The following is a 21,731-nucleotide window of genomic DNA, read 5'->3' as shown; positions in this document are numbered from 1 at the left end:
ATGGTATGTAGGCGCTCATGAACATCGAAGAGGCGCAGCGACTGGTACAGGCCTTCATGCGGACCCAGGGCGAGCAGCAGAGCCCGGGCCTCAACCCGCAGGGGTTCGGTGGTCTCGCCAAGGGCGAGGCGCAGCTGTACTTCGAGTTCGTCCCCACGTCGGGCGAGCTCAAGTGCAGCGCGCTCATCTACCGCTTCCGCGACGCACCCCGGCCCGGCGTCCTCGACGGCTTCCTCGCCGAGGAGAAGGCCGGCACGGACACCGGCGGTGGCAAGGTGGACTTCGAGAAGGAGAGCAAGAGCCTCTTCCTCAGCCGCACGTACGGCACCGTCCCGCCGGACCAGTCGTTCGAGCTCGGCATGAACAAGCTGATGGCCGCGAGCCTCGCCTGGGGCGGCCCGGTCTTCGAGCGCGTCGCCGCGAAGGTGATTCCCGCCAAGAAGTAGCCAGCGGCGCGCCGGACCCGAGGGCGACGAGGTGCTGGACCTCGTCGCCACCCGTGTCTCCGGGCCGCGCTACACCGACTGCAGCACGTAGAACTTGAGGTACTTCCCCTCGGGGAACTGCAGGCGCACGGGGTGGTCCGGCGGCTGGTAGCGCTCCTCGACGAGCGCCAGGTCCACGCCCGACTTGAAGCCTGCCTCGCGCACCGCGCCCATGAAGTCATCCGGCGTCACGCGCGCCGAGCACGACGCCGTGGCCAGCAGCCCGCCCGGACGGAGGATGCCCAGCGCCTGCCGGTTGAGGGACGCATAGCCGTCGATGGCCGCCTGCACCGCGCGCTGGCTCTTCGCGAAGGCCGGCGGGTCCAGGATGATGAAGTCGAACGTGCGGCCCTCTTCCTTGAACGACTGGATGATCTTGAAGACATCCGCCGCCAGGAAGTCGTGCTTCTCCGCGGGCAGCCCGTTGCGCGTGAAGTTCTCACGGGCGAGCGCGATGGCGTCCGGGTCCAGGTCCACGGAGAACACGCTCTTGGCCCCGCCCAGCGCCGCGTTGACGGAGAAGCCGCCGCTGAAGCTGAAGCAGTTGAGCACGTCGCGGCCCTTCGACAGCCGCCGGATGAGGTAGCGGTTCTCCCTCTGGTCCAGGAAGAAGCCCGTCTTCTGGCCGCGCCACGCGTCCACCATGAACGTCGCGCCGCGCTCGCGGATGGGGATGAGCTCCGGCGCCTCGTGGCCGTAGAGCATCTTCCCGGAGCCACGGCCCTCGTCCTCGTCCACGTCGTCGCGCCCCACCTCGTCGCGGCCGAGCACGCCCTTGAGTCCGGGCACGCCCGCCTTCAGCGCCTCGAGGATAAGCGGCCGGTAGGGCGTGAGCCCCGCGGAGTACAGCTTCATCACCGCCCAGCCCGCGTAGAGGTCCACCACCACGCCCGGCAGCCCGTCGCCCTCGCCGTGAATCAGGCGGTAGCTGTCCGTGTCGGTCAGGTCGATGAGGGACGTGCGCGCGTTCAGTGCCTGCCGCACCCGGCGGGTGATGAAGGCCGCGTCCACCGCCTCGCGTGGGTCTCTCGTCAGCACGCGCACGGCGATGGCGGAGTGCGGGTCGTAGTACCCGCGCGCCACGAACTTCCCATTCTCCGTCAGGTCCACCACGCAGCCGGCCGGAATCTTCGGCACGTGCTCCAGCGCCTTGCGGAACACCCACGGGTGCCCCGCGCGCAGGTGGCGCCCCAGTCCTCGCGCCAGCTCCAGCTTCACGACATTCACGGTGTCACTCCTCAAAGGGCCGCGCGGGCCCGGCGGGCGAGGATGGCTCTTGCCAGCTCCTCGAAGCCCCGCCCCTCGGCCGCCCGGGTGATGAAGGCCGGCGGCGCGTCAATCCGGTCCAGGACGGAGCGAACATTGGCCACGCCCACGCCCAGTGCAAATGCTGCGAACATCGGGGCGTCGTTGAAAGAATCCCCCGCGTACACGTAGCGCCCGTCCGCCGGCTCCAGCCGCTCGCCCCACGCCACCTTCGCGAAGCGCCGCGTCGCGCTCAGCTTGTCGAAGCGGCCCAGCCAGCAGTTGACGTGCACCGACGAGCGCACCGCCGTCACCCCTCGCGCCGTCAGCAGGGACTCGATGCGAGACGCGCCGTCTTCTCCCAGGCGCGCCTCCTCGTTGTAGTCCACCGCGAGGTCCACCTCGGTGTACGCGCTGTCCAGCGACAGCCGGGCCCCGGGGACCTGCTTCAACACCCGCGCCACCTCCGCCTGGAGCCGCTTCCGGTTGGCCACTCGCTGGGCGGGGGCCTCCGCGTACACCTTCCGCATGCGCCCGTGCTTCCCCTTCAGGAAGAACAGGCCGCCGTTCTCCACGATGACGCCGTCCACGGGGAGCTGCCGCGCCCACGCCTCACCCCACCCCGCCGGCCGGCCGCTCACCAGCACCACGTGCAGCCCGGCGGCGGACAGGCGCTCGAGCGCCCGCACCGTGTCCGAGCGCAGCTTGTGCCCCGTGGTGAGCGTGCCGTCCACGTCCGTGAAGATTCCCTCCACGCGGGACAGGTCCGCCTCGCGCAGCGGGCGCGGCGTGGCCACCTTGCTGGACGCCGCCATCACATCACGTCCAGCTGGGCCAGGAGCCCCTGGAAGGACTCGATGGTGGCGCGCAGGTCCGCCAGGGAGAGCTGGCCAATCTGCAGCTTGCGCGCCTTGCGCAGGAAGGCGTCCAGCTCGGAGTCCCGGCCGTAGAGGGACTGGGCGCTGCCTGCCGCTTCCGCCAGCGCGCGCGCGGCACCGGCCGGGTCCGAGCCCACCAGCGACAGGGCCCGCTCCAGCCGCACGCCGCAGGAGGCCCACACTTCACGGTCGTGGATGATGAGCACCTGACGCTGATTCACGGCGGACAGGCCGCGCACGAACTCCTCGAGCTGCTCCACCACCACGACCAGCTCCGGCCGGGAGGGGTTGGGGAGGATGGACAGGCGGCCCACCTCGGCGCGCATCTCCACGATGTGGCGCTTGTCCTGCGCGCGGAGGTTCCGGTACGCGGCGGTGCGGCCGAAGGCGTCCAGCTCCGTCTGGAGCTGCTGCGCGTTCCACTGCACGTCCTCGGGCTCGGCCTCGCGGACCTTCTTGAGCCGCGCGGAGATGATGCGGGCCAGGTCGGAGGTAATCGCGCGCACCGTCACCGCGGCCTTCACCTCGGCTTCGTACCCGGGCACCACCTGCGCCCGCGTCACCTCTCCGAAGGTGCTCACCGACTCGTAGACGAGGTTGCTCATCTGCTCGCGGAAGCGGGCGCGGAAGCGCTGGATTTCCGACAGCAGCGTCCACCGGTCGCTCACCACGGCCGGGTTGCGCATCGCCTCACCGAGCTGGGTGACGCCCTGCGCAATCTGGCTCATCGCCTCCCGGAGCAGGCTGGCGGGGTCGTCCACGCCGCCCGGTCCCTTGCCGACCTCGTCCGCCGCGCGGCTCACGGTGTCGGCGATGCCGCCCAGCGGCTGCACGGGGAACTGCTCGCGGATGACGTTGAGCAGCGCGTTGACGTCCATCACCGTGTCGCGGATGACGGGCGCCATCTCCTCCCACAGCGACAGGTCCGGGGACGAGTCCACGACGGGCGTCTCGTACTTCACCAGGTCCATGTCGCTCAGCCGGGCGATGGCCTGGGCCGCGGCGGCATACACCTTGCGCAGGCGGCCGGCGAACGCACGGTCGGGGACGGACTTGAGGATTTCTTCGAGCCTCGGGGACAGGGAGGCCGGGGCATTTTCAGCGGCTTCGGACACGGGACACACACTCTACTAGCGCTCGACTTCGGCGCGGGGGAGTTCTAGCACTCGCCTTCAGGCACGGCCGCTGATTCGGGAGCGCTACGGGATGATTCAGGTCTGTCTGATGAAGGACGGTCAGCTTGTCACCGGAGGGGAGGAGCTCCTCTCCCAGGACGGCCGGAAGTGGATCGACGTGCAGAAGCCGACCGAGGAAATCATGGGCCGGCTGGCGGAGCGCTTCGGCCTGCACAAGCTGGCCGTGGAGGACTGCCTCCACCTGGACCAGCGACCCAAGCTGGAGGAATACCCCAACCACCAGTTCATCGTCCTCCAAGGCTTCTCCGTGGACAGCAAGGACGTGTGTGACTTGACGCTGCACGAGCACCACTTCTTCCTGTCTCACGACTGGCTCATCAGCGTCCACGAGTTCCCCTTCGCCGGGCTGGAAGCGGTGAGAAAGCGCGTGCTGGACGACCCGAAGGCGACGCTGGAGCGGGGCACGGACTTCGTCCTCTACATGCTGGCGGACGGGCTGGTGGATGCGCAGTTCCCCATCCTGGACACGTTCAGCGACGAGCTGGAGGACCTGGAGGTCGCCATCTTCGAAAATGTAGAGAAGTCACACCTGCAACGCATCTTCGAAATGAAGCGGATGCTGGTGACGGTGCGCCGGGTGCTGTCGCCCCAGCGAGACGTGGTGGGGCTGTTGTCGCGCCGGGGCCTGCCCAACATCCATGACCGGACGACGCTCTACTTCCGCGACGTGTACGACCACCTGGTGCGGTTGTACGAGCAGATCGACGCGGGCCGGGACATCGTGGGCAACGTGATGGACGGCTACCTCTCCATGGTGGCCAACAAGACGAACGACATCTCCAAGCAGCTCACCATCTTCGCCACCCTCTTCCTGCCCCTGTCCTTCATCGTCGGGTTCTTCGGGCAGAACTTCGAGCAGATCACCTCGCGCGGTTGGTATTACGCCATGTGGGCGATGCTCATCGGGTTCCCGGTGGCGCTCATCCTGTGGTTCAGGCACAAGCAGTGGCTCTGACGTCTCCGACGTTTCACGGAGGAAGCGCATGCTGACGGTGACCGTCGACGGAATCCCCCTGCACTACCGGGACGTGGGCCAGGGGCGGCCCGTCCTGCTGCTGCACGCCTTCCCGCTCAGCGGTGATGCGTTCGACAAGCAGGTGAAGGCGCTGTCGGGGCGCTACCGCTTCATCATCCCGGACCACCGGGGCTTCGGGCAGAGCAAGCTGGGGGACGGCCCCACGGAGATGTCTCGCATCGCGCGGGACGCACTGTCGCTATTGGACTCGCTGAAGCTGGACACCGTGGTGGTGGGCGGCGTGTCCATGGGCGGTTACGCGGCCATGGCGCTGCTGCGCGAGGACGCGGGCCGGGTGGGCGGGCTGGTGCTGGTGGACACGCAGGCCACGCCGGATGACGAGGCCGGCAAGGCGCGCCGCGAGGCCTCCGCGCAGGAGGCGCTGGAGAAGGGCGCGGACCCGCTCATCCAGTCCCTGCTGCCGAAGCTGGTCGCCGCGGGGCCGGACTCTCCGGTAGGGCGCGAGGTGGCGGCGCTGATGCGCACGGCGTCTCGCGAGGGGCTCGCCGCCGCGCAGCGGGGCATGGCGCTGCGGCCGGACAGCAAGGACATGCTGGCGCGCTACGCGGGCCCCGCGCTGGTGGTGGTGGGCGAGCATGACGCCATCACCCCGCCGGAGAAGGCGATGGCGATGGCGGACCTCATCACCGGCGCGAAGCTGGAAGTCATCCCCGGCGCCGCGCACCTGCCCAACCAGGAGCAGCCCGAGCGCTTCAACGCGGTCCTGGACGCATTCCTCTCTTCGCTCTGAAGGCTCGCACTGGCGGCGGGTCCACCCGGCGTGCGAGCATCCCGCACGAAGTGGGCCTCTTCCGCGCGGGAGTGTGAGAGTGGAGCGCATGTACCTGAAGGACGTGGAGACGCACGAGTCGGACGGCCACTACGGCCGGCTCATCCGGAAGATGCGTGAGGCGGGCGCACCCGTCCCGCAGATCTGGCACCTGTTCGCCTTCAAGCCGCGGATGACGGAGGCACTCTCCGTCTTCACCCAGGAGGTGATGCGCGGCCCCTCTCCCCTGTCAGCGGGCCTCCGGGAGCTCATTGCCGCGTACACCTCGCGCGGCAACGAATGTTTGTTTTGAACGGGCTCTCACGCCGCGGTCGCGGCGGAACTGCTGGGCAGCACGGATGTGGTGAAGGCGGTGCTGGAGGACGTGGGCTCGGCGCCCATCTCCGACGCCGAGAAGGCGCTGTTCGCCTTCGTGGACAGGCTCAATCTCCAATCAGCGCAGGTTCGCCAGGAGGACATCGACGCGTTGAAGGCGGTGGGCTGGACGGACGAGGCCATCTACGACGCCATCTCGGTGTGCGCGTTGTTCAACTTCTACAACCGCTGGATTGACGGCACCGGTGTCCAGGGGATGCCCGCGGAGATGTATCACCGCAACGCGCAGCGGCTGGCGCAGGGCGGGTACGTCGACTCGCCCCTGACTCCGCCGAAGAAGTAGCGCGCGGGACTTCAGCGTCCGCGCCGGGCGCGGCGGGTGGCCTCCTCGAGGACGTGCTCCTTGAGGAGGTAGCCGAAGCCCGCGTTGCGCAGGCGGAGGACCAGGTCGTCCCGGGTGGTGTTGAAGCGCTCGGCGGCGCCCTCCAGCTTCCAGCCGGACAGGGCCAGCTGCTGGAGCAGGTACGCCCGCCGCGTCTGGGCCGCGGAGAGGCGGTACGTCTTGAGGTACTCCAGCGTGCCGTCGTCGCGGACGATGGCCTCGCCCAGGTGGTTCTCCTCCGAGGGCTTGAGACTGGTGTGGAAGCGCTGCAGGAGGAACGGCCCGGCCTCGTAGATGCGCTCGGACGTCACGTCCGTACCGAAGAGGCCGCCCGCCATGAAGGCGTGGAAGTCCGCCCAGTCATCGCGCATGCGCGTCACCGCCGCGCGCAAGTCATCCAGGCTGGAGATGCGCGCGTCGTCCAGGGACAGCCCGAGCTCGGGCGCCGCGCCGAGGAAGCCGTACTGGAGGAGCAGCTCGCCGTAGAAGTCCTCCAGCAGCGTGCGGTGCAGCACGCGGTAGTCGTCCGGGTGCGAGACGACGAAGGCGGACAGGAGCACGTCAGCGTTGAAGAGGAGCAGGCCCACCTGCCGCTCGTGGACCTCGAAGGTGCGCAGCGCGCCGTCCAGCGCGGAGCTGGCCCAGCCGGGCACCGCGCTCTCGATGCGGGGGCTCAGTCCGTGGGACAGCGCCTCGCGGGAGTACTCCGTCCACGCCACGTCCGGCCCGCCGAAGTGCAGGGCCAGGAAGCCCTCCATGGCCAGGTGCAGCGGCAGCATGCGGAGCTGGTTGCGGTCCTCGCGGTGCACCATGCGGTGCAGGAGCCGGACGGAGAAGGGGCCCACCTTCACGCGCTTCCCGTCGGGCGCCTGGAGCTGCGTGCCCTGGACGGCATCCGCCTGGCGCTGGCCCCACGTCACCACCAGCCCGTGCGGGACGTACGTGCAGTACTTGAGGCCGGGCGCCTTCAGCTCGCCCTCCAGCGAGACGACGGTGAGGTGGTCGTCATAGGTCCGGCGGTTGAAGCGAAGGTCATCCCGCACCGAGTCCCGCAGCACGGGCACCAGCCGGATGCCTCCCCACACCTGGGAGGGCGCCAGCCGCAGCCCGGCGGGCTCCAGCTTCGCGAGCAGTCGCGCGTCCCTCATCCCTCGCCCTCCTCTGCCACGACCGGTTCCACCGGGGCTGCGACGGCGGCGTCTCGCTGCCGCCTGCGGGCATCGCGCTCCCGCAGTCCCCGCACGCGTGCGGACAGGTAGCCCTCCAGCTCCGACAGCGGGGCTGTGCCCTCGGCGAAGCGCGCGAAGCCCAGCACGGTGGGCAGGTCCTCCGCGTCGCGAACGCCCACGGTGGGCACAGCCGTGCCAAAGGAGCGCGGTGCGTACTCCTCAGCGTCGAACACCGGGTTGACGTGCACCAGCGCCGTGCGGCGCGCCGGGTCCAGCTTCGCGCGGTAGACGCGCGTCAGCTCGGCCACGGCCTTCGGCGGGTCGTTGTCGTAGCCGTCGGAGACGATGACCACCAGCTCCGCGCCCCACGCCAGCGCCTCCAACAGCGGCGTGGTGATGTCCGTCTGCCCTCGTGCCTGGACCTGCACCACGTCCTCCACCGGGCACGTCCAGAAGGCGCGGTAGTCGCGCGACGCGGCGGACAGCAGGTAGTGCGCGGCCAACGCCACGCCCAGCGGCCGGCGGCGCTTCTCCAGCGAGCCGGAGGAGGAGTAGCTGCTGTCCAGCACCGCGGCCACCCGGCCCAGCGAGACGGGCGCCCGGCCCAGCACACGCGCCGCCGCTCGCTCCAGCGCGGTGTGCAGCGCGTCGCGCCGCGTCCGCCGCTCCTCCTGCTTCAGCGACAGGATGTAGAGGGCCAGCTTCGTCAGCGGGGCCCGCTCCAGGTCCACCGCGGGTGCCTTGCCTCCATCACGCGCCGCGGACTCCTGGAGGCGCAGGCGCTCCGCCGGGGTGAGGCGCGGTTCGATGCGCTGGAGGAACACATCCCGGGGGATGCCGTGCTTCGCGGCCAGTCCCTCCGCCACCGTGTACGGCAGCGCATAGACGGCGTCCTGCGTGTAGTGGGCCTGGCGGAAGGCCTCCAGCAAGGGCTGGGTGTACGTGCGCTTCTTCCAGCCGTGGATGAGGAAGGGGCCCAGCTCGCCGGGGAGCTTCACGTGCCCGTGCACCACCGCCGCGCGCAGCTTGGAGCGGTACTTCACCGCGTCGAAGGCCAGGTCGGCGCGGCCCTCCAGGTACTCACGGACGATGGCGCGGGCCCGGCGGTTGTTGATGCGCCGCGCGCGCAGGGACTCCAGCACGCGAAAGGCGCGCGGCGGGGGCAGCGCGCGAAGGGTGGCGGCGATGAGGGCGCCCTCCTCCTCGCGGTCCTCCGGCGCAGCGGGACTGCCGCTGGCCAGCAGGTTGAGGACGATCTGCGCCTGGTTGAAGTGGTTGATGCCGGCCGCGAGCGTACGCGCGTAGAGGCGGCGGTAGTTGCCCAGGATGTACTGGTGCAGGAACTCGATGGAGACGGACTGGCCGCGCGCGTCGCCGTAGAACTCCCGCTGTCCGGTGCAGGAGAAGCACGCGTTGACGAACATCACCAGGTCCTCGCGGGCGACCTGTTCGCTGCGGACTTCCATCACCGCGGCCATCGTTCGCACTTCCTCCCCGGGCTCCGGGGCTGGGATGGAAGCGCCGCTCGGGGAAGAGGGATACGACCAGCGTGTCAGGCTCCAAAGGCTTGAATCGGAAGTCGCATCGGAGTCCCGCGAGCGGCACTCCCACGCTACCACACGCCACGGCTGGAGAATCCTGACGGCCCGGACCCGCTCGGGCTGCGAGGCTCAGGGCTGGCAGGTGACCTCGTCACCTTCGACCTTGCACGAGGAGCAGGTGGACGTCTCCTCCAGCACGCCCTGGCGGCACTCGAGGACGGCCAGGCCGTCCGAGCGGCACACTCCCTTGCCCTCGGCGCTGGAGGCGCAGGCGTCGCCGGCCCGGTTGTTGGACGTGTCGCAGCGGACGGCGTCATCCGTCTCGCGGCAGCCCAGCGGGCCGCGGCAGGGCACCTCGCGCCAGGTGCCGCTGCGGCACTCCAGCGCGAGGACGTCTTCCTGACAGATGAAACCACTCCCTTCACAGCTGTCTCCCGCACCCTGGCTGCAGCCGGCGAAGAGGAGGGAGCCAACGACGGACACGGCGACAAGGAGAGAGCGGTTCATGAGCGTGCGGCCAATATTTCGAGCGTACCGCTCCCGGTCAACCACCCAGTGTCTCCTGGAAGAAACGGCGGAAGTTTCCACCGGCGACACGTTCCACCCAGGACTCTGGATGGCGTTGCAGTAGCGCCTCGGTGAGCAGACGCAGGTCCGTGACGTCCTTCATGCCCCGGGGGAGCGCCACCATGCCGTCGTAGTCGGAGCCCAGCCCCACGCCCTCCACGCCCATGACGTCCACCGCGTGCTCGATGTGGCGGACCACGTCGGCCACCGAGTCGCCGCCCAGGTACACGGGGGCGAAGATGATGCCCACCACCCCACCCCGGTCCGCGATGCGCCGCAGGGCCGCGTCGGAGAGGTTGCGCCAGCCGCCCCCCGCCGCCCGCACGCCCGTGTGCGAACAGAAGTACCGCACCGTGGGGTGAGCGAAGAGGTCCTCGAGCGTGCTCTCCGAGGCATGCGCCACGTCCACGCTCAGCCCCAGCCGCGCCATCTCCTCCATCACCTCGCGGCCCAGCGGCGTCAGCCCCCGGTTGCCCATCATCGGGAACGAGGAGCCGCCCAAGTCGTTGTTGGACAGGTGGGTGAGCCCCATGAAGCGAACCCCGAGCCGGTGCAGCTCCGCCAGCCGCTCCACCTTCCCTTCAATGGCGTGCCCGCCCTCCACGCCCAGCACCGCGGACAGCCGCCCGTGCGCGAGGTTGTCCTCCAGCGCGGCCCCGGTGGTGGTGATGCGCGCCGCGTCCCCGGAGCGACGGCAGAACTCCTCCATGCGCTCAATCTGCCAGAGCGCCCGCGTCCACTCGCTCGCGCGCGCCTCGCGAGGCCACCCCCGCCACGCGGCGAACACGGGGAAGCCGCCGATGAAGGGGAAGCCCCGGGTGACGATGGTGAAGCACTGCAGCTTCACCCCCGCCTCCCGCAGGCGGGGGAAGTCCACGTGCCCTTCCTCGGAGCGGGCCGTCAAGTCACGGTTCCACATCAGGGAATCCGCATGCCCGTCCGCGATGCACCAGCGCTGGTGGAGCTCAGTCACGTCACCCATGCACGGCAGTCTGCCCGGCCGGGCGCGCGTGACAAGCACCACCCGCGTGCGGGTGCCCGTGCCCGACAGGCCCGAGGGCCCCGGGCCTGCCCACCGCCCGCTCACGCGTCGCGCGGGGAGTCCGCCCGCCGGCTGGAGTCCGGCCGCGCGGAGTCGTCCCACCGCAGCACGTCCGCGGACCTGCGCCGGGAGCGGGCGTCACGGCGCACCTGGGCGCCCTCGCGCTCCGCCTCACGGGGGCCGTAGCTGTAGCCCAGCCCGCCCAGCACGCCGCGCAGCGCGTCCCGCAGCTCCAGGCCGGACTGGAAGCGCTCCGCCGGCTCACGCCGCAAGAGCCGCGCGAGGATGGAGCGCATGGGGCCGGACAGTCCCCGCGTGGCGCGCTCCACGTGCTCCGGGGCGAGGCACGCCATGCGCGCGGCCATCATGGGCGCCGGCAGCCAGCTGGGCACCTCCGCGAGGAGCGCCTCCGCCTCCGGGACGGGCCCCGCCGCCAGCGCCGCGCGCTCCACGTCCTCCAAATCCAGCAGGTGCAGCCCGGTGAGCAGCTCCAGCAGCACCACGCCCAGGGAGAACAGGTCCGAGCGCCCATCCAGGGGCTGGCGCGCGAGCGCCTCCGGGGAGGCATACGCCAGGTCCCCCCGGACGACGTGGCCCTCCGTGCCCACGCGCCCCGGCAGCTTCGCCCACGCCATGGCGAAGTCCGCCAGCTTCACCCGGCCGTGCACGTCCAGCCGCAGCGTGCGCGGGGACACGTCCCGGTGGACGATGCCCAGCGGCTGGCCCCGCGCGTCCTCCAGGGAGTGGGCGTGGTGCAGCGCGTCCGCGACCTCCGCGCCCACGTAGGCGCCGAAGGCCTCCGAGAAGGGCCGCCGCCGCAGCGCCGCGAAGCTGGTGAGCGTCTCCAGGCTGTGGCCCTCCACGTACTCCATGACGAGGTGGGGCGAGCCCTCATGGACGCGCACCAGGAACACCTGGGCAATGGCGGGATGGCTGAGCTGCATCAGCAGCTTCACCTCTTCCCGCAGGCGCGCGCGCCCGTGGGTGTCCCCCGCGTCCTGCAGCCGCTTGACGACCACGAGGTCACCGGGCGTGTCCGCGTAGTGCCGGCGCGCGAGCAGCATCTCCCCCGGGCCCCGGGGGCCGAGGAAGCGGACCAGCTCATAGGAAGTGGCCCCGGTGGTGAAGAGGATGAAGGGCTTGGAAGACGGGTGCTCGGGGTGATGGGTGGTCATAGGCTCCTGGGCAGGAAGTCCTCCCCTGGGTTGGGAAGGCGTGAGAATACCTCACGGGTTCCTCCTACCACCCACGTCCGACACACCCTCCCAACCTCCCAACACGGATTCGCGAATAAAAGGGAACGGCCCCCGCCGGAGCGGGAGCCGTCCGAGCCGGCCCGTGAGGAAACGGACCGGCCACTGCGCCTTGCGTGGTGCTACTGCTTCTTCTGCACCGGCTTCGTGACGGTCAGCTCACGGGCCACCATGTCCTTGCCGTCCATGACGTAGGAGGCGCGGACCTGGGTACCCTCGGTGATGTCGTCCAGCTTCACCGGCACGTTGTTCTGCAGGATGCGCGTCTGGTCGTTCGTCTTCAGCTTGAGCTGCTTGTTGTTCGTGGTGTCCACCAGGGTGAGCGAGTCACCGCTCGTGGAGAGCACGCGGCCCTGGACGTTGGCGGCCGCCGCGGCGGACGTGCCGGCCATGCCGGAGCCGCCCTGCGCCACGTCTTCCTGACGCTCACGCGCGTCCTCGTTCAGGTCCTCCTGACGGTTGGCCTGGGCCTCGGCGAGGTCCTGCTGCTCCTCGCGGACGTCCTTCTGCGCGTCGGCGACTTCCTCATTCGCGTCCTGCCGCGCGCCAGCGATGTCCCGCGACTCCTCCTGGCGGGCCTCGGCCGTTTCCTTCGCGGCCTCCTGCTGGGCCTCGGCAACGTCGCGACGCTCGGACTCGACGTTGTCACGCTTGCAACCAGAAACCATCGCCAGACCCGCCACCGCGGTGACCGCCATCATGAGCTTGCGCATAGTTCGTTCCCTTTCCCTTGGAGTTCCCATGGAGCCGGGGACCATGTCCTCCGGCGTTGGGCAGAAAGTGAGCGTCGTTCCCCTCCTTGCACAGGGCTTGCCGCTGGCGATTCACGGACACAGGGGAAGCCTCCGGGCCACTCGGCGCCCGGCCGCCCGGCCGCTTCCGAAGGAACAATGTCGGCAGTCACACGGCGGGTGGGAACGCGAGTTCCCACCATGCGTCAGGAACCGCCGTCGGCGCCGCCGTCCGGCACGCCCGCGTCAACCCCACCGTCGAAGCACAGCGGAGCGCCGCCCGCCGCCCAGCGGGCGATGAGCGCGCGCTGCTCCGCCGTGGGAAGGGGCACGGTGCTGGGAGACGGCGGCATGTCCTGGGTCACCGAAGCCCGCTGCCGGATGCGCTCCGCCTTCGCCTGCGCGCCCGGGAGCCCGCCCGCGTCTGGCGCGTAGTAGTCCAGCCGGAACGAGGTCTGGTTGCTGTCGCGCGTGTCCGCGCCGTGGCACGAGCTGACGCAACTGGCGGCCATGATGGGCTGGATGTCCGCGCACCACGTGGGCACCGGCCCCGCGTCCTCCTCGCCGCCGTCGGAAAGTCCCGGCAGGCCCAGCACCTCGCAGGTGCGCCCCTCACCCGGCCGCACCGCGACACAGGAGTGCGTGCCCGGGCAGTCCCACGCGGCCTCGCACTTCTTGCCGGTGAAGTCCGCCACGTCGATGGTGCAGGCCAGGGCCGCGCAGAGGGACAGCGACGCGCTCGCGAGGAGTCTCTTCATGGCGTGGCTCCGGCGTCCACGCCGGCATCCGACGTGGACGACGGCGGGTAGATGACCTCGCAGCGCCCCTTCCCTTCCGAGCCGTCCACGCACCGGTAGAGCTCGGGGCAGCCGGTGTCGTCCGCGCATTGCCGGTCGGCGACCTCGTCCACGTCGATGGAGCAGGCGGTGGCGACCAGCGTGGTGGCGAGAACGAGCAGTCGAGGAGGAAGGCGGGCAGCCAAGGAGGGCTCGGTCAGAAGTGGTAGGTGAGGCTCGCCGCTTCGGCGGCCGGCTGGGGGAGCAGCTCCAGCACCAGCCCGTACAGGACGGCGGCGCCCGCGGTGGCGTAGAGGAGGTTGGCGGAGGCCGCGGCGGTGCGCGCTCTGTCGAGCGTGACGCGCGCGTCGTGAGCGGACTCCAGGCTCTGGGCCCGCCGGGCCTCTCCCTGCGCGAAGAAGCCCAGCCCCAGCCCGCCCAGCGCCAGCACGCCCCCCGCCACGAAGGCATACCGGTGGCCATGAAGGACGGGCGTGGGCGCACGCACCGGCGCGTCCACCGCGGCGGGCTCGGCGGCTCGGGCGGCGCTGGCAGGCACGGCGAGCGTCAACAGCAGCACGGAGGCGACGAGCCTGCTGGGAGCCATGAGCATGACGCCGAGTATAGGCGTGACGCGGGCGAACACGTCCATGAGAGAGCGCGTTGACAGCGTGGAGGCCCCCCTGTAGTCCGTGCCCAGGTCCCCGTCGCAAGGAGCCGTGACGCCGTGCAGGTCTGGGTCAACGGAGAGACACGCGAAGTGCCGGAGGGCACCACCCTCACGGCGCTGCTGGAGTCGCTCCAGGTGGGCGGTCCCGGTGTGGCCGTGGAGGTGAACGCGGAGGTGGTGCGCCGCGCCCGCCATCCCGAGCATCACCTCCAGGCGGGAGACCGTGTCGAAATCGTCACCTTCGTCGGCGGCGGCTAGGAGACTTCCATGAGCATCCAGGACAAGCCCTTCACCCTCGCGGGTGTCACCTTCGGCTCGCGTCTCATCCTCGGCACGGGGAAGTACCCCAGCCACGACATCATGAAGCAGTGCCACGAGCAGTCCGGCACGGAGATGGTGACGGTGGCCGTGCGCCGGCTGGATTTGAAGGCCACGGGCGACGCGTCGCTGATGAGCTGGATTGACCGCAACCGCCTGCGCCTGCTCCCCAACACCGCGCTCTGCTACACGGCGGACGACGCGGTGCGCACCTGCCGGCTCGCCGAGGAGCTGGGCATGAGCAAGTGGGTGAAGCTCGAGGTGCTCGGCGACGAGAAGACGCTCTACCCGGACGTCGAGGAGACGGTGAAGGCGGCGCGCATCCTGGTGAAGGAAGGCTTCACCGTGCTGCCGTACACCAGCGACGACCCGATTACGGCGCGCAAGCTGGAGGACGCGGGCTGCGCGGCGGTGATGCCGCTGGCCGCCCCCATCGGCAGCGGGCTGGGCATCCGCAACCCGCACAACATCCGCCTCATCATGGAGACGGTGAAGGTCCCCGTCATCGTCGACGCGGGCGTGGGCACGGCGTCGGACGCGGCCATCGCCATGGAACTGGGCGTGGACGCCATCCTGATGAACACAGCCATCGCCGGGGCGAAGGACCCGGTGCGCATGGCGGTGGCCATGAAGAAGGCCGTGGAGGCGGGCCGCGACGCGTACCTCGCCGGCCGCATCCCCCGGAAGGCCTACGGCTCCGCGTCCAGTCCCCTCGACGGCATCCACCACCAGTAGGCCTGGGCCCGTGGTCGCGCTGTCCCCCCGGCTCGTCGTCATCACCGACTGGCGCCTGCCTGGCGAGCGGCTCTTGAGCGCACTCGCCCGTGCGCTGGAGGCGGGCCCGGAGGTGGCAGTGCAGCACCGCCACCCCGAGGCCAGCGGGCGCCAGTTCCTCGAAGAGGCCCGCCTGCTCGCCGGGCTTTGCGCGGCGCGAGGCAATCCGCTGTTCATCAACGGCCGCATGGATGTCGCGCTCCTCGTGGGCGCGCACCTGCACCTGCCCGCCCACGGCCCAACACCCGAGGACGTGCGTCCCCACCTGCCCGCGGGCCGGCTCGTCAGCGTGGCCGTCCATGACGAAGCGGAGGCCCGGGCGGCGCGCGGCGCGGACCTGGCGCTGGTGAGCCCGGTGTTCGCTCCCGGCTCCAAGCCCGGGGACACCCGGGCGACGCTGGGCCCCGACGGCTTCGCGGCCCTGGCCGCGGTGCTCGCCTGCCCTGCGCTGGCGCTCGGCGGCATCACCCCCGAGCGGGCGCGGGAGGTGCGGGGCTCGGCGGGCTTCGCCGTCATCTCCTCGGTGCTGGAGGCGGAGGACCCGAAGGCGGAGGCCCGAGCCCTGCTGGCCGCATGCCCGGCGCAGGCTATGCTGCGCCTTCCGTGAGCCCCACACCCGTTCCCGAGCTGCGCCCCCTCGCCATGGGGGAGATGATCGACCGTGCCGCCACCTTCTGGCGTGCCCACCTCAAGCCGCTCTTCGTGCTGAGCTTCGGCTTCTCGCTGGTGAACTACATCGCGATGAAGGCCACCGTCCTCTCGGGCCAGCGACTGACGCCGATGCTCTACTCGAGCGACGCGCAGGCCCAGGCCCAGAAGGACCCCATGGGCCTCATGGGCGAAGCGGGCCTCTCCATGGGGCTGTGGATGGTCCTCCTCATGTTCCTCTTCTGGAGCTACTGGCTGGCCACCCTGGCGGCGTCCCGGTACGTGGTGTCCGCGCAGCTCGGCGAGCCCGTGAGCCCGGCGGACGGCCTGCGCCGCGCCTTCTCCCGCGTGGGCTCGATGACGGGCGCATATCTCCTGTCCATGGCGTGGGCGGGGCTGATGACGGTGCTGCTGCTGGCGCCGGGCGCCATCGTCGGCGGCATGGCCGCCGCGGCGTCAATCATGGGCTCCAACACGCTGGCCATCGTGCTGGCGGTGGTGGGCGTCCTGCTCGCGGTCCTCGGGCTCATCGCCGCGATGCTCTGGTACTTCCTGCGCTTCCTGCTGCTGCCGCCGGTCATGGCCATGGAGGACCTGGGAGCGTGGGACTCATTCAAGCGCTCCGGGGAGCTGCTGTCCGGCCGCATCGAGCCGGGCTTCCTCGGCCGGGTGGTGGTGCGAGCCATGATTCTCTACACGGTGATGAGCCTCATCCTCATCTCGGTGCAGCTCGTCTCCAGCATCCCGTCGTGGCTGGTGATGGTGCCGTATGGCAACCCCTTCGACGCGGGGACCATGGCGCGCACGCCCCAGCTCATGCTGGTGCCCGCGGAGCTGGTGCAGGTGGTGGCGCAGTCGTGCTTCACGCCCATCTACTTCGTCTTCTGCTCGCTCTTCTATCTGGACATGCGCGTGCGCCGGGAGGCCCTGGACCTGGAGCGGCGCATGGACTCGCCGCCGGCCACGCCGACGCTGGCCGTCTGACGCGCCTTCGCCCCGCGAGCCTCCCGTGACGACGAGCCTGTCCCTGCTGATGCTGCTGGCCACCCTGCCCTGCGCGGAGCGTGAGCGCACCGCGCGGCTGCTGGAGGAGACGGCGGCCACACGGCCCTCGGATCTGCCCGCGGTGGTGGACGGGCTGGCCGCGAGCATGGGCGGAATGCCGCTGCCCTCCCCCGAGCAGGACGCGCCCGCGACCGAGCGCGCGAAGCAGCTCACGGGCTTCCTGGAGCGGGCGTGCGCACTGCAGGAAGCGGAGCGTGGTGCACCGGCCGCGCTGCCACCGGGTGAGCCGGCGCGACTGAAGGCCATCCTCGACCGGCCGGAGTTCTCGCGGGCCCGCCAGCGTCACGGCGACCTGGTGAAGCGGCTGATGCGCGAGCTGGAGGCCTGGATGGAGGGCCTCTTCGAGTCCAACGAGGCCCAGAGCTTCGCGGTCGCCACGCGCGCGGTGATGCTGGGACTGGCGCTCGCGCTGGTGCTGTGGGGCGCGCTACGGCTGGCCGCGCGCCGGAGAGGGAAGGCCGCGGCGCCTCTCGCGTCGACGCTGGCCGAGGCGCCGCTGGTGCTGGACTCGCCGGGAGAGCACCTGCGGCGGGCCCGCGCGGCGCTGGGCGCGGATGCGCGCGAGGCGATTCGCGAGGGACTGCTGGGACTGCTGTCGGCGCTGGAGCAGCGGCGGCTGGCGCGGCCGGACCGGGTGAAGACGAATCGAGAGCTGGCGGCGGAGCTGCCCGCGCGGGGCGCGCCCGCGACGGTGGTGAGCGAGGTGGAGCGACTGGTGGGCTGGTACGACCGGGCCTTCTACTCGCTCGCGCCGGTGCCGCCGGATGAGGCGGCGAGCTTCGTCGCGGCGGTGGAGCACCTCAACGGCACCCTGCCGGCGGAGGTCTCCCGGTGAAGAACCTCCGCATCACGGCCATCTTCGGCGTGCTCATCGCCCTGGCGCTGGCGGTGGGCCTGTCCACCCGCGCGGACTCGCCGGAGTCGGTGGTGCCCACCGTGGAGAACACCGGCGCCCAGGGCGCCCGCGCGCTCTACCTCTACCTGCGCGAGGGCGGGCGCCCCGTCGACGCGTACACCGCCTCGCTGGAGTCGCTCCCCTCCGGCACGCGCACGCTGGTGCTGGCGTCACCGGAGGGCCGGCCGGTGTCACAGGAAGAGGTCTCCGCGCTGGAGCAGTTCACCCGGGGCGGCGGCACGCTCGTCTACCTGTCCCCGCGCGAGCTGGGCAAACACCAGGCCGCGCTGGAGGACTGGCTCCGATTGGATTCGGGCCCACTGATGCCGGCGAGCAGTCGCGGTCTCGACTCCACGCTGGCGGACGCGGGCGGCACCACGGTGGATATCTGGCTCGCCGCGGGTCCCCTGCGCGGACTCTCCGGCCTCCGCGTGTCCCAGGACCGGGGCCTGCGCATGCTCCACGACGACGCCGTGCCCCTGGCGGGCCTGGGCGGTGCAGTGGCCGTGTGGCGATGGCCGCTCGGCAAGGGCGAGGTGTACGTGCTCGCGGGCGCGGACCTCGCGGAGAACCGGCGACTGGAGCTGCTCGACAACCTGCGCTTCTGGGACGAGCTCGCGGCCCGCGGCCCGCTGCTGTTCGACGAGTACCACCACCAGCTCGCGCCCCCGCCGCCGCTGTCTCGCGGCATCTGGGTATTCGTCGCGCAGGTGCTGCTGGTGGGCCTGCTCTACGCCGTGTCCCGGGGCACGCGCTTCGGCGCGGCCCGGCCCCTGCGCCAGGAGCGACACCGCTCGGCGCTGGAGTACGTGCGAAGCATGGGCTGGCTGATGCGCCGCGCGAAGGTGGAGCGCGAGCTGCTCCCCGAGCTGGACCGCACGCTGCGGCAGCTCATGCAGGAGCGGCTGGGAATCCCCCTCGCGCTGTCGGACGCGGACGCGGCCCGCCTCATGGAGCGCGGGGGGAAGGACTACCTCGATGCGAAGGCGGACCTCACGCAGACGCTCGCGCAGCCGGACATCCGTCCGTCCGACTACGCGCGCGTGGCCCGCCACTACGCGCACCTGGAGCGCGTGGTGACGGGCCGTGAGTCAGAGGCTCGCGAGGACGCGGCCTAGAGGTCCTTCCCGTCGGCCACGAGGGCGGCGCCCACGTGGTGGCGGATCTCCTCGACGCGAGCGTCCCAGCTCTCGTTGAAGATCTTGTCCGCGCGCTCGCGGCTGGGGCCGGGCCCTTCCGCGAGGCACTCGTCGACCTTGCGCACGAAGTCCTCGGTGTTCGAGGCAATCTTGCACAGGCCCACCTTGCGGACCTCGGGCAGGTCCGTGGACACCACCGGCAGGCCCGAGGCGAGGTACTCGCGCACCTTCAGCGGATTGGCATTCAGCGTCAGCTCGCTGACCTTGAAGGGCATCAGCGCCACATCGAAGGCCTTGCTGTAGCCCGGCAGGTCCGCGTACGGCTTGCGGCCCAGCATGTGGATGTTGGGCTCGGCGCGCAGCTTCGAGTCATCGCAGTCCGGCGTCGTCTTGCCGATGATGACCACCGAGCCCTCCGGATGGGCGCGGGCGGTGGCGATGATGGCCTCCTGATCCACCCAGTCCGCCACCAGGCCGAAGAAGCCGATGACGGGCTTGGGCAGGTTGGCGATGTCCGCCGGAATCGTGGTGGCCGGATCACACGCCTTCACGAAGTGCGTGAAGTCCGTGCCGTGCCGCACCAGCACCGTGCGCGGGTTGATCTTCGACTTGTTCTCCCGCAGGCGCTCCGCCGAGGTGATGCAGATGTCCGCGCGGCGCAACAGGCGCTCCTCCAGCTCCGCGATGTGCTTGCCGTTGGTGTCCGCGAAGGCGGCGAACTCGTCCACGCAGTGGTAGACGACGAACTCCTCGCCCAGCGTGCCGGACACCGGCGCGGACGCCGGCAGGAAGCTCCAGGAGATGGGCTTCTTGAAGTTCAGCTGCTTCATCGCCCGCAGCACCTGGAGCCGCAGCAGGTGCCGGTTCGCGTTGCGCACCAGCTCCGAGCCATAGAAGGGAATCGCCAGCGGCGACAGCACGAAGAGGTTGGGCTGCACCTCCTTGATGCCCTCGGTGAACTTCTCCAGCTTGTTGAAGATGCGCTTCGCATCGTGAGCGTTGGCGCGCGGCGCACGGTTGCCGATGCTGTTCACCCAGAGGATGCGGTTCTCCCGCGAGAGAATCTTCATGATGTGGACCTTGGACAGCGGGTCCCCATCCCAGTCATTGGAGAACACCACCAGGTCGCGCCCGCGGAGGGCCCGCCGCGACAGGTCCATGTCATCACTGCGCCGCATGTCTCGTCTCTCCTGTATCGAAGGCTTCGTCGTCTGACTTCTTGAAAGGAATTGCGTCGGTGTAGAGGGCGAGCAGCTCCGGCCCCGCATCCACCGTCGGGTGCAGCGCCGGGCCCACCGCCACGGCCTCGCGCACCGCGCGGGCCAGGTCCTGTGCGTCATCTGCTGCGAACACCCGCGTCCCCTCGGGACGGGTGCACACGTCGCTGGCCACGCAGGGCACGCCCAGGGCCAGCGCCTCGCGCACGGAGATGGAGTCTCCGTCGTGCGTGGTGGGCCGGAGGAAGGCATCACTGCGGGCCATCAGCCCCAGCGCCGCCGAGTGCTCCAGTTCCCCCAGCACCTCGAGGTTCCCCGCCACGCCCATTTCACGCGCGTCGCGGATGAACTCCTCTGAATCCGTCCCCGGCCCGAAGAGGGCCAGGCCCACGTCCGGGTGCTCCTTCGCGATGAGCTTCAGCGCGCGGAACGCCAGCTTCCGCCCGTACACGGGCGAAGGGTGGTGCGCCATGGCGAGCAGCGGCCTGCGCCGGGCCCGCGCCGCGTCCACCACCGCCGGTACCGTCCCCGGCCTCACCTGCGAGGACAGGAAGGCGGGATGGACGACGACCTTCTCCTCCGGCACGCCGCACGCGACGATGGAGTCCCTCACCGCCTGGGACACCGCCACGACGCGCGCGTAGCCGGCCAGCGCCATGCGAGCGAAGTTGCGCCGGGCCGCGGACGCCGCCAGGTAGTCCGGCAGCAGCCCCGAGTGGAGGGTGATGATGCGGGCCGACCGGGACCCCGGCAGCCCGCCCACCATGCCCGCCAGCACCCAGGCCTTCGGGTTGTTGCCGCTCGTGTGGACGTGCACCGTCCACCCCGAGGAGATGAACCCCGCCAGCCGCAGGGCGAAAGAAGCGGGACTGCGCGTCGGGATGACGTCCGGAGCCGGCCGGCCGCCCTTCCCGATGTCCAGTACCTTCGTTTCGACCCCGCAGCCGCGCAGGTAACCGTGTAGCTGTTGTACGTGGATGGCTACACCGCCATACGGAGGCGGGTAGTCCCCGACGAGGAGCACTTTCATGAAGTCCTCCCCTATTGCCGCATGGAAGCGGGGGGAGGCACCGCGGACAGCGGCGCGCGCTGGGGCAAGAGCCCCATCTCCCGCTGGTACGTGGTGAGCGGATCCGGGTCCTGGCGAATCACCTTCGCCGGAACGCCCGCCACCACCGAGCCCGAGGCCACGTCCTTCAGCACCACCGCGTTGGCGCCAATCACCGCGAAGTCGCCAATGCGGATGTTGCCGAGAATCTTCGCCCCGGCGCCGATGCGCACGTAGTCACCGATGATGGGCGCGCCCTCGAGACCCGAGCGGCCGCCGATGGTCACCTGCTGCGAGATGAGGCAGTTCTTCCCCACCTTCGCCGCCTTGTGGATGACCACGCCGATACCGCCGTAGCCGAGCTGCGTCCCTTCCCCGATCTCCGCATCCTCGGGGATGTACGAGCTGTGCAGATAATAGATGGCCTTGCGAAGCACGGCCGGAAGCAGGGGTACGCCCCGCTTCTTCAGTCCGTGCGCGAGCCGGTACAACGTCATCGCGTCGACACCCATCACGCCTCCCTGACCCCGATTTCCCGACGGCGAGGAAACTAGGTACCCAACCGTGGGGAG

Annotated in this window: 26 protein-coding genes; 11 read left to right on the top strand and 15 right to left on the bottom strand. The window is 70.5% G+C overall.

Annotation, left to right across the window (positions count from 1 at the left end; translation table 11 throughout):
* The first annotated feature begins 17 nt into the window (after positions 1 to 17).
* Positions 18 to 446: a hypothetical protein gene (locus G4D86_RS39080; protein ID WP_163999387.1), complete on the top strand. Its 429-nt coding sequence runs from the start codon at positions 18 to 20 to the stop codon at positions 444 to 446.
* Positions 447 to 515: 69 nt separating this feature from the next.
* Here G4D86_RS39080 and G4D86_RS39075 read toward each other — a convergent pair whose 3' ends face one another.
* The 3 genes from G4D86_RS39075 to G4D86_RS39065 are packed head-to-tail and all read right to left on the bottom strand — an operon-like array spanning position 516 to position 3,732.
* Positions 516 to 1,712: a class I SAM-dependent rRNA methyltransferase gene (locus G4D86_RS39075; RefSeq protein WP_163999386.1), complete on the bottom strand. Its 1,197-nt coding sequence runs from the start codon at positions 1,710 to 1,712 to the stop codon at positions 516 to 518.
* A gap of 11 nt (positions 1,713 to 1,723) precedes the next feature.
* Positions 1,724 to 2,545 (bottom strand): HAD-IIB family hydrolase, encoded by an 822-nt coding sequence (locus G4D86_RS39070; protein WP_163999385.1) that lies wholly within the window; start codon positions 2,543 to 2,545, stop codon positions 1,724 to 1,726.
* Entirely contained in the window at positions 2,545 to 3,732 is a 1,188-nt protein-coding gene (locus G4D86_RS39065) for a hypothetical protein (RefSeq protein WP_163999384.1), read from the bottom strand. The genes G4D86_RS39070 and G4D86_RS39065 overlap by 1 nt, the downstream gene beginning before the upstream one ends.
* Positions 3,733 to 3,814: 82 nt before the next feature.
* Here G4D86_RS39065 and corA point away from each other — a divergent pair, with 82 nt between their 5' ends.
* From corA to G4D86_RS39045, 4 genes are all read left to right on the top strand, one after another.
* On the top strand, positions 3,815 to 4,759 hold the full coding sequence (corA, locus tag G4D86_RS39060; RefSeq protein ID WP_163999383.1) for a magnesium/cobalt transporter CorA: 945 nt from the start codon (positions 3,815 to 3,817) through the stop codon (positions 4,757 to 4,759).
* Positions 4,760 to 4,787: 28 nt separating this feature from the next.
* A complete protein-coding gene (locus G4D86_RS39055; RefSeq protein WP_163999382.1) occupies positions 4,788 to 5,570 on the top strand; it encodes an alpha/beta fold hydrolase in 783 nt (260 codons plus the stop codon).
* A gap of 88 nt (positions 5,571 to 5,658) precedes the next feature.
* Complete coding sequence (locus G4D86_RS39050) at positions 5,659 to 5,901, top strand: carboxymuconolactone decarboxylase family protein (RefSeq protein WP_240360722.1); 243 nt, start codon at positions 5,659 to 5,661, stop codon at positions 5,899 to 5,901.
* Positions 5,902 to 5,952: 51 nt separating this feature from the next.
* The gene (locus G4D86_RS39045) at positions 5,953 to 6,267 is read left to right on the top strand and encodes a carboxymuconolactone decarboxylase family protein (protein WP_163999380.1); all 315 of its coding nucleotides are present in this window, start codon (positions 5,953 to 5,955) and stop codon (positions 6,265 to 6,267) included.
* An 11-nt stretch (positions 6,268 to 6,278) separates the two neighbouring features.
* On the opposite strand, the gene G4D86_RS39040 is transcribed toward G4D86_RS39045, so the two are convergent.
* The 9 genes from G4D86_RS39040 to G4D86_RS39000 all read right to left on the bottom strand — a co-directional run bounded on the left by G4D86_RS39040 (position 6,279) and on the right by G4D86_RS39000 (position 14,037).
* Positions 6,279 to 7,454 carry an ARPP-2 domain-containing protein gene (locus G4D86_RS39040; RefSeq protein ID WP_163999379.1) on the bottom strand — a complete coding sequence of 392 codons (1,176 nt, stop codon included), beginning with the start codon at positions 7,452 to 7,454 and terminating at the stop codon, positions 6,279 to 6,281.
* Positions 7,451 to 8,953, bottom strand: a complete 1,503-nt coding sequence (locus G4D86_RS39035; RefSeq protein ID WP_163999378.1) for a hypothetical protein — start codon at positions 8,951 to 8,953, stop codon at positions 7,451 to 7,453. Before G4D86_RS39035 ends, G4D86_RS39040 begins: the two co-directional genes overlap by 4 nt.
* Before the next feature lie 192 nt (positions 8,954 to 9,145).
* Positions 9,146 to 9,523, bottom strand: coding sequence for a hypothetical protein (locus G4D86_RS39030; RefSeq protein ID WP_163999377.1), 378 nt, complete (start codon positions 9,521 to 9,523; stop codon positions 9,146 to 9,148).
* A 37-nt stretch (positions 9,524 to 9,560) separates the two neighbouring features.
* Positions 9,561 to 10,565: a dipeptidase gene (locus tag G4D86_RS39025; protein ID WP_163999376.1), complete on the bottom strand. Its 1,005-nt coding sequence runs from the start codon at positions 10,563 to 10,565 to the stop codon at positions 9,561 to 9,563.
* A 101-nt stretch (positions 10,566 to 10,666) separates the two neighbouring features.
* Positions 10,667 to 11,800: a serine/threonine-protein kinase gene (locus G4D86_RS39020; RefSeq protein WP_163999375.1), complete on the bottom strand. Its 1,134-nt coding sequence runs from the start codon at positions 11,798 to 11,800 to the stop codon at positions 10,667 to 10,669.
* 200 nt (positions 11,801 to 12,000) lie between these two features.
* Positions 12,001 to 12,591, bottom strand: a complete 591-nt coding sequence (locus G4D86_RS39015) for a hypothetical protein (protein WP_163999374.1) — start codon at positions 12,589 to 12,591, stop codon at positions 12,001 to 12,003.
* Between the two features lie 224 nt (positions 12,592 to 12,815).
* Positions 12,816 to 13,367: a hypothetical protein gene (locus G4D86_RS39010; RefSeq protein ID WP_163999373.1), complete on the bottom strand. Its 552-nt coding sequence runs from the start codon at positions 13,365 to 13,367 to the stop codon at positions 12,816 to 12,818.
* Positions 13,364 to 13,591 carry a hypothetical protein gene (locus G4D86_RS39005; protein WP_163999372.1) on the bottom strand — a complete coding sequence of 76 codons (228 nt, stop codon included), beginning with the start codon at positions 13,589 to 13,591 and terminating at the stop codon, positions 13,364 to 13,366. Before G4D86_RS39005 ends, G4D86_RS39010 begins: the two co-directional genes overlap by 4 nt.
* Positions 13,592 to 13,602: 11 nt before the next feature.
* Positions 13,603 to 14,037: a hypothetical protein gene (locus tag G4D86_RS39000; RefSeq protein ID WP_240360715.1), complete on the bottom strand. Its 435-nt coding sequence runs from the start codon at positions 14,035 to 14,037 to the stop codon at positions 13,603 to 13,605.
* A gap of 75 nt (positions 14,038 to 14,112) precedes the next feature.
* Between G4D86_RS39000 and thiS the strand changes: the two genes are divergently transcribed.
* The 6 genes from thiS to G4D86_RS38970 are packed head-to-tail and all read left to right on the top strand — an operon-like array spanning position 14,113 to position 18,873.
* Positions 14,113 to 14,313, top strand: coding sequence for a sulfur carrier protein ThiS (thiS, locus tag G4D86_RS38995; RefSeq protein ID WP_163999371.1), 201 nt, complete (start codon positions 14,113 to 14,115; stop codon positions 14,311 to 14,313).
* Positions 14,314 to 14,322: 9 nt separating this feature from the next.
* The gene (locus G4D86_RS38990; RefSeq protein ID WP_163999370.1) at positions 14,323 to 15,108 is read left to right on the top strand and encodes a thiazole synthase; all 786 of its coding nucleotides are present in this window, start codon (positions 14,323 to 14,325) and stop codon (positions 15,106 to 15,108) included.
* 10 nt (positions 15,109 to 15,118) lie between these two features.
* Positions 15,119 to 15,754 carry a thiamine phosphate synthase gene (locus G4D86_RS38985; RefSeq protein WP_163999369.1) on the top strand — a complete coding sequence of 212 codons (636 nt, stop codon included), beginning with the start codon at positions 15,119 to 15,121 and terminating at the stop codon, positions 15,752 to 15,754.
* Entirely contained in the window at positions 15,751 to 16,779 is a 1,029-nt protein-coding gene (locus G4D86_RS38980; protein WP_240360714.1) for a hypothetical protein, read from the top strand. Before G4D86_RS38985 ends, G4D86_RS38980 begins: the two co-directional genes overlap by 4 nt.
* A 49-nt stretch (positions 16,780 to 16,828) precedes the next feature.
* A complete protein-coding gene (locus tag G4D86_RS38975) occupies positions 16,829 to 17,695 on the top strand; it encodes a DUF4129 domain-containing protein (RefSeq protein WP_163999413.1) in 867 nt (288 codons plus the stop codon).
* Positions 17,692 to 18,873 (top strand): DUF4350 domain-containing protein, encoded by a 1,182-nt coding sequence (locus tag G4D86_RS38970; RefSeq protein ID WP_163999367.1) that lies wholly within the window; start codon positions 17,692 to 17,694, stop codon positions 18,871 to 18,873. The genes G4D86_RS38975 and G4D86_RS38970 overlap by 4 nt, the downstream gene beginning before the upstream one ends.
* Here the strand turns inward: G4D86_RS38970 and exoP are convergent.
* Genes exoP through G4D86_RS38955 form a run of 3 tightly spaced genes read right to left on the bottom strand, consistent with a single transcriptional unit; the run spans position 18,870 to position 21,671 of the window.
* Positions 18,870 to 20,072 (bottom strand): spore coat polysaccharide biosynthesis glycosyltransferase ExoP, encoded by a 1,203-nt coding sequence (gene exoP / locus G4D86_RS38965; RefSeq protein WP_163999366.1) that lies wholly within the window; start codon positions 20,070 to 20,072, stop codon positions 18,870 to 18,872. The genes G4D86_RS38970 and exoP overlap by 4 nt on opposite strands.
* The gene (locus G4D86_RS38960) at positions 20,059 to 21,141 is read right to left on the bottom strand and encodes a glycosyltransferase family 4 protein (protein ID WP_163999365.1); all 1,083 of its coding nucleotides are present in this window, start codon (positions 21,139 to 21,141) and stop codon (positions 20,059 to 20,061) included. Before G4D86_RS38960 ends, exoP begins: the two co-directional genes overlap by 14 nt.
* A gap of 11 nt (positions 21,142 to 21,152) precedes the next feature.
* Complete coding sequence (locus tag G4D86_RS38955) at positions 21,153 to 21,671, bottom strand: serine O-acetyltransferase (protein ID WP_163999364.1); 519 nt, start codon at positions 21,669 to 21,671, stop codon at positions 21,153 to 21,155.
* Positions 21,672 to 21,731 lie beyond the last annotated feature (60 nt).

Source organism: Pyxidicoccus caerfyrddinensis (genome assembly GCF_010894405.1).
Classification (GTDB): domain Bacteria; phylum Myxococcota; class Myxococcia; order Myxococcales; family Myxococcaceae; genus Myxococcus; species Myxococcus caerfyrddinensis.
The sequence above is the reverse complement of the archived record's forward strand: the minus strand, read 5'-3'. Positions and strand labels throughout refer to the sequence as shown.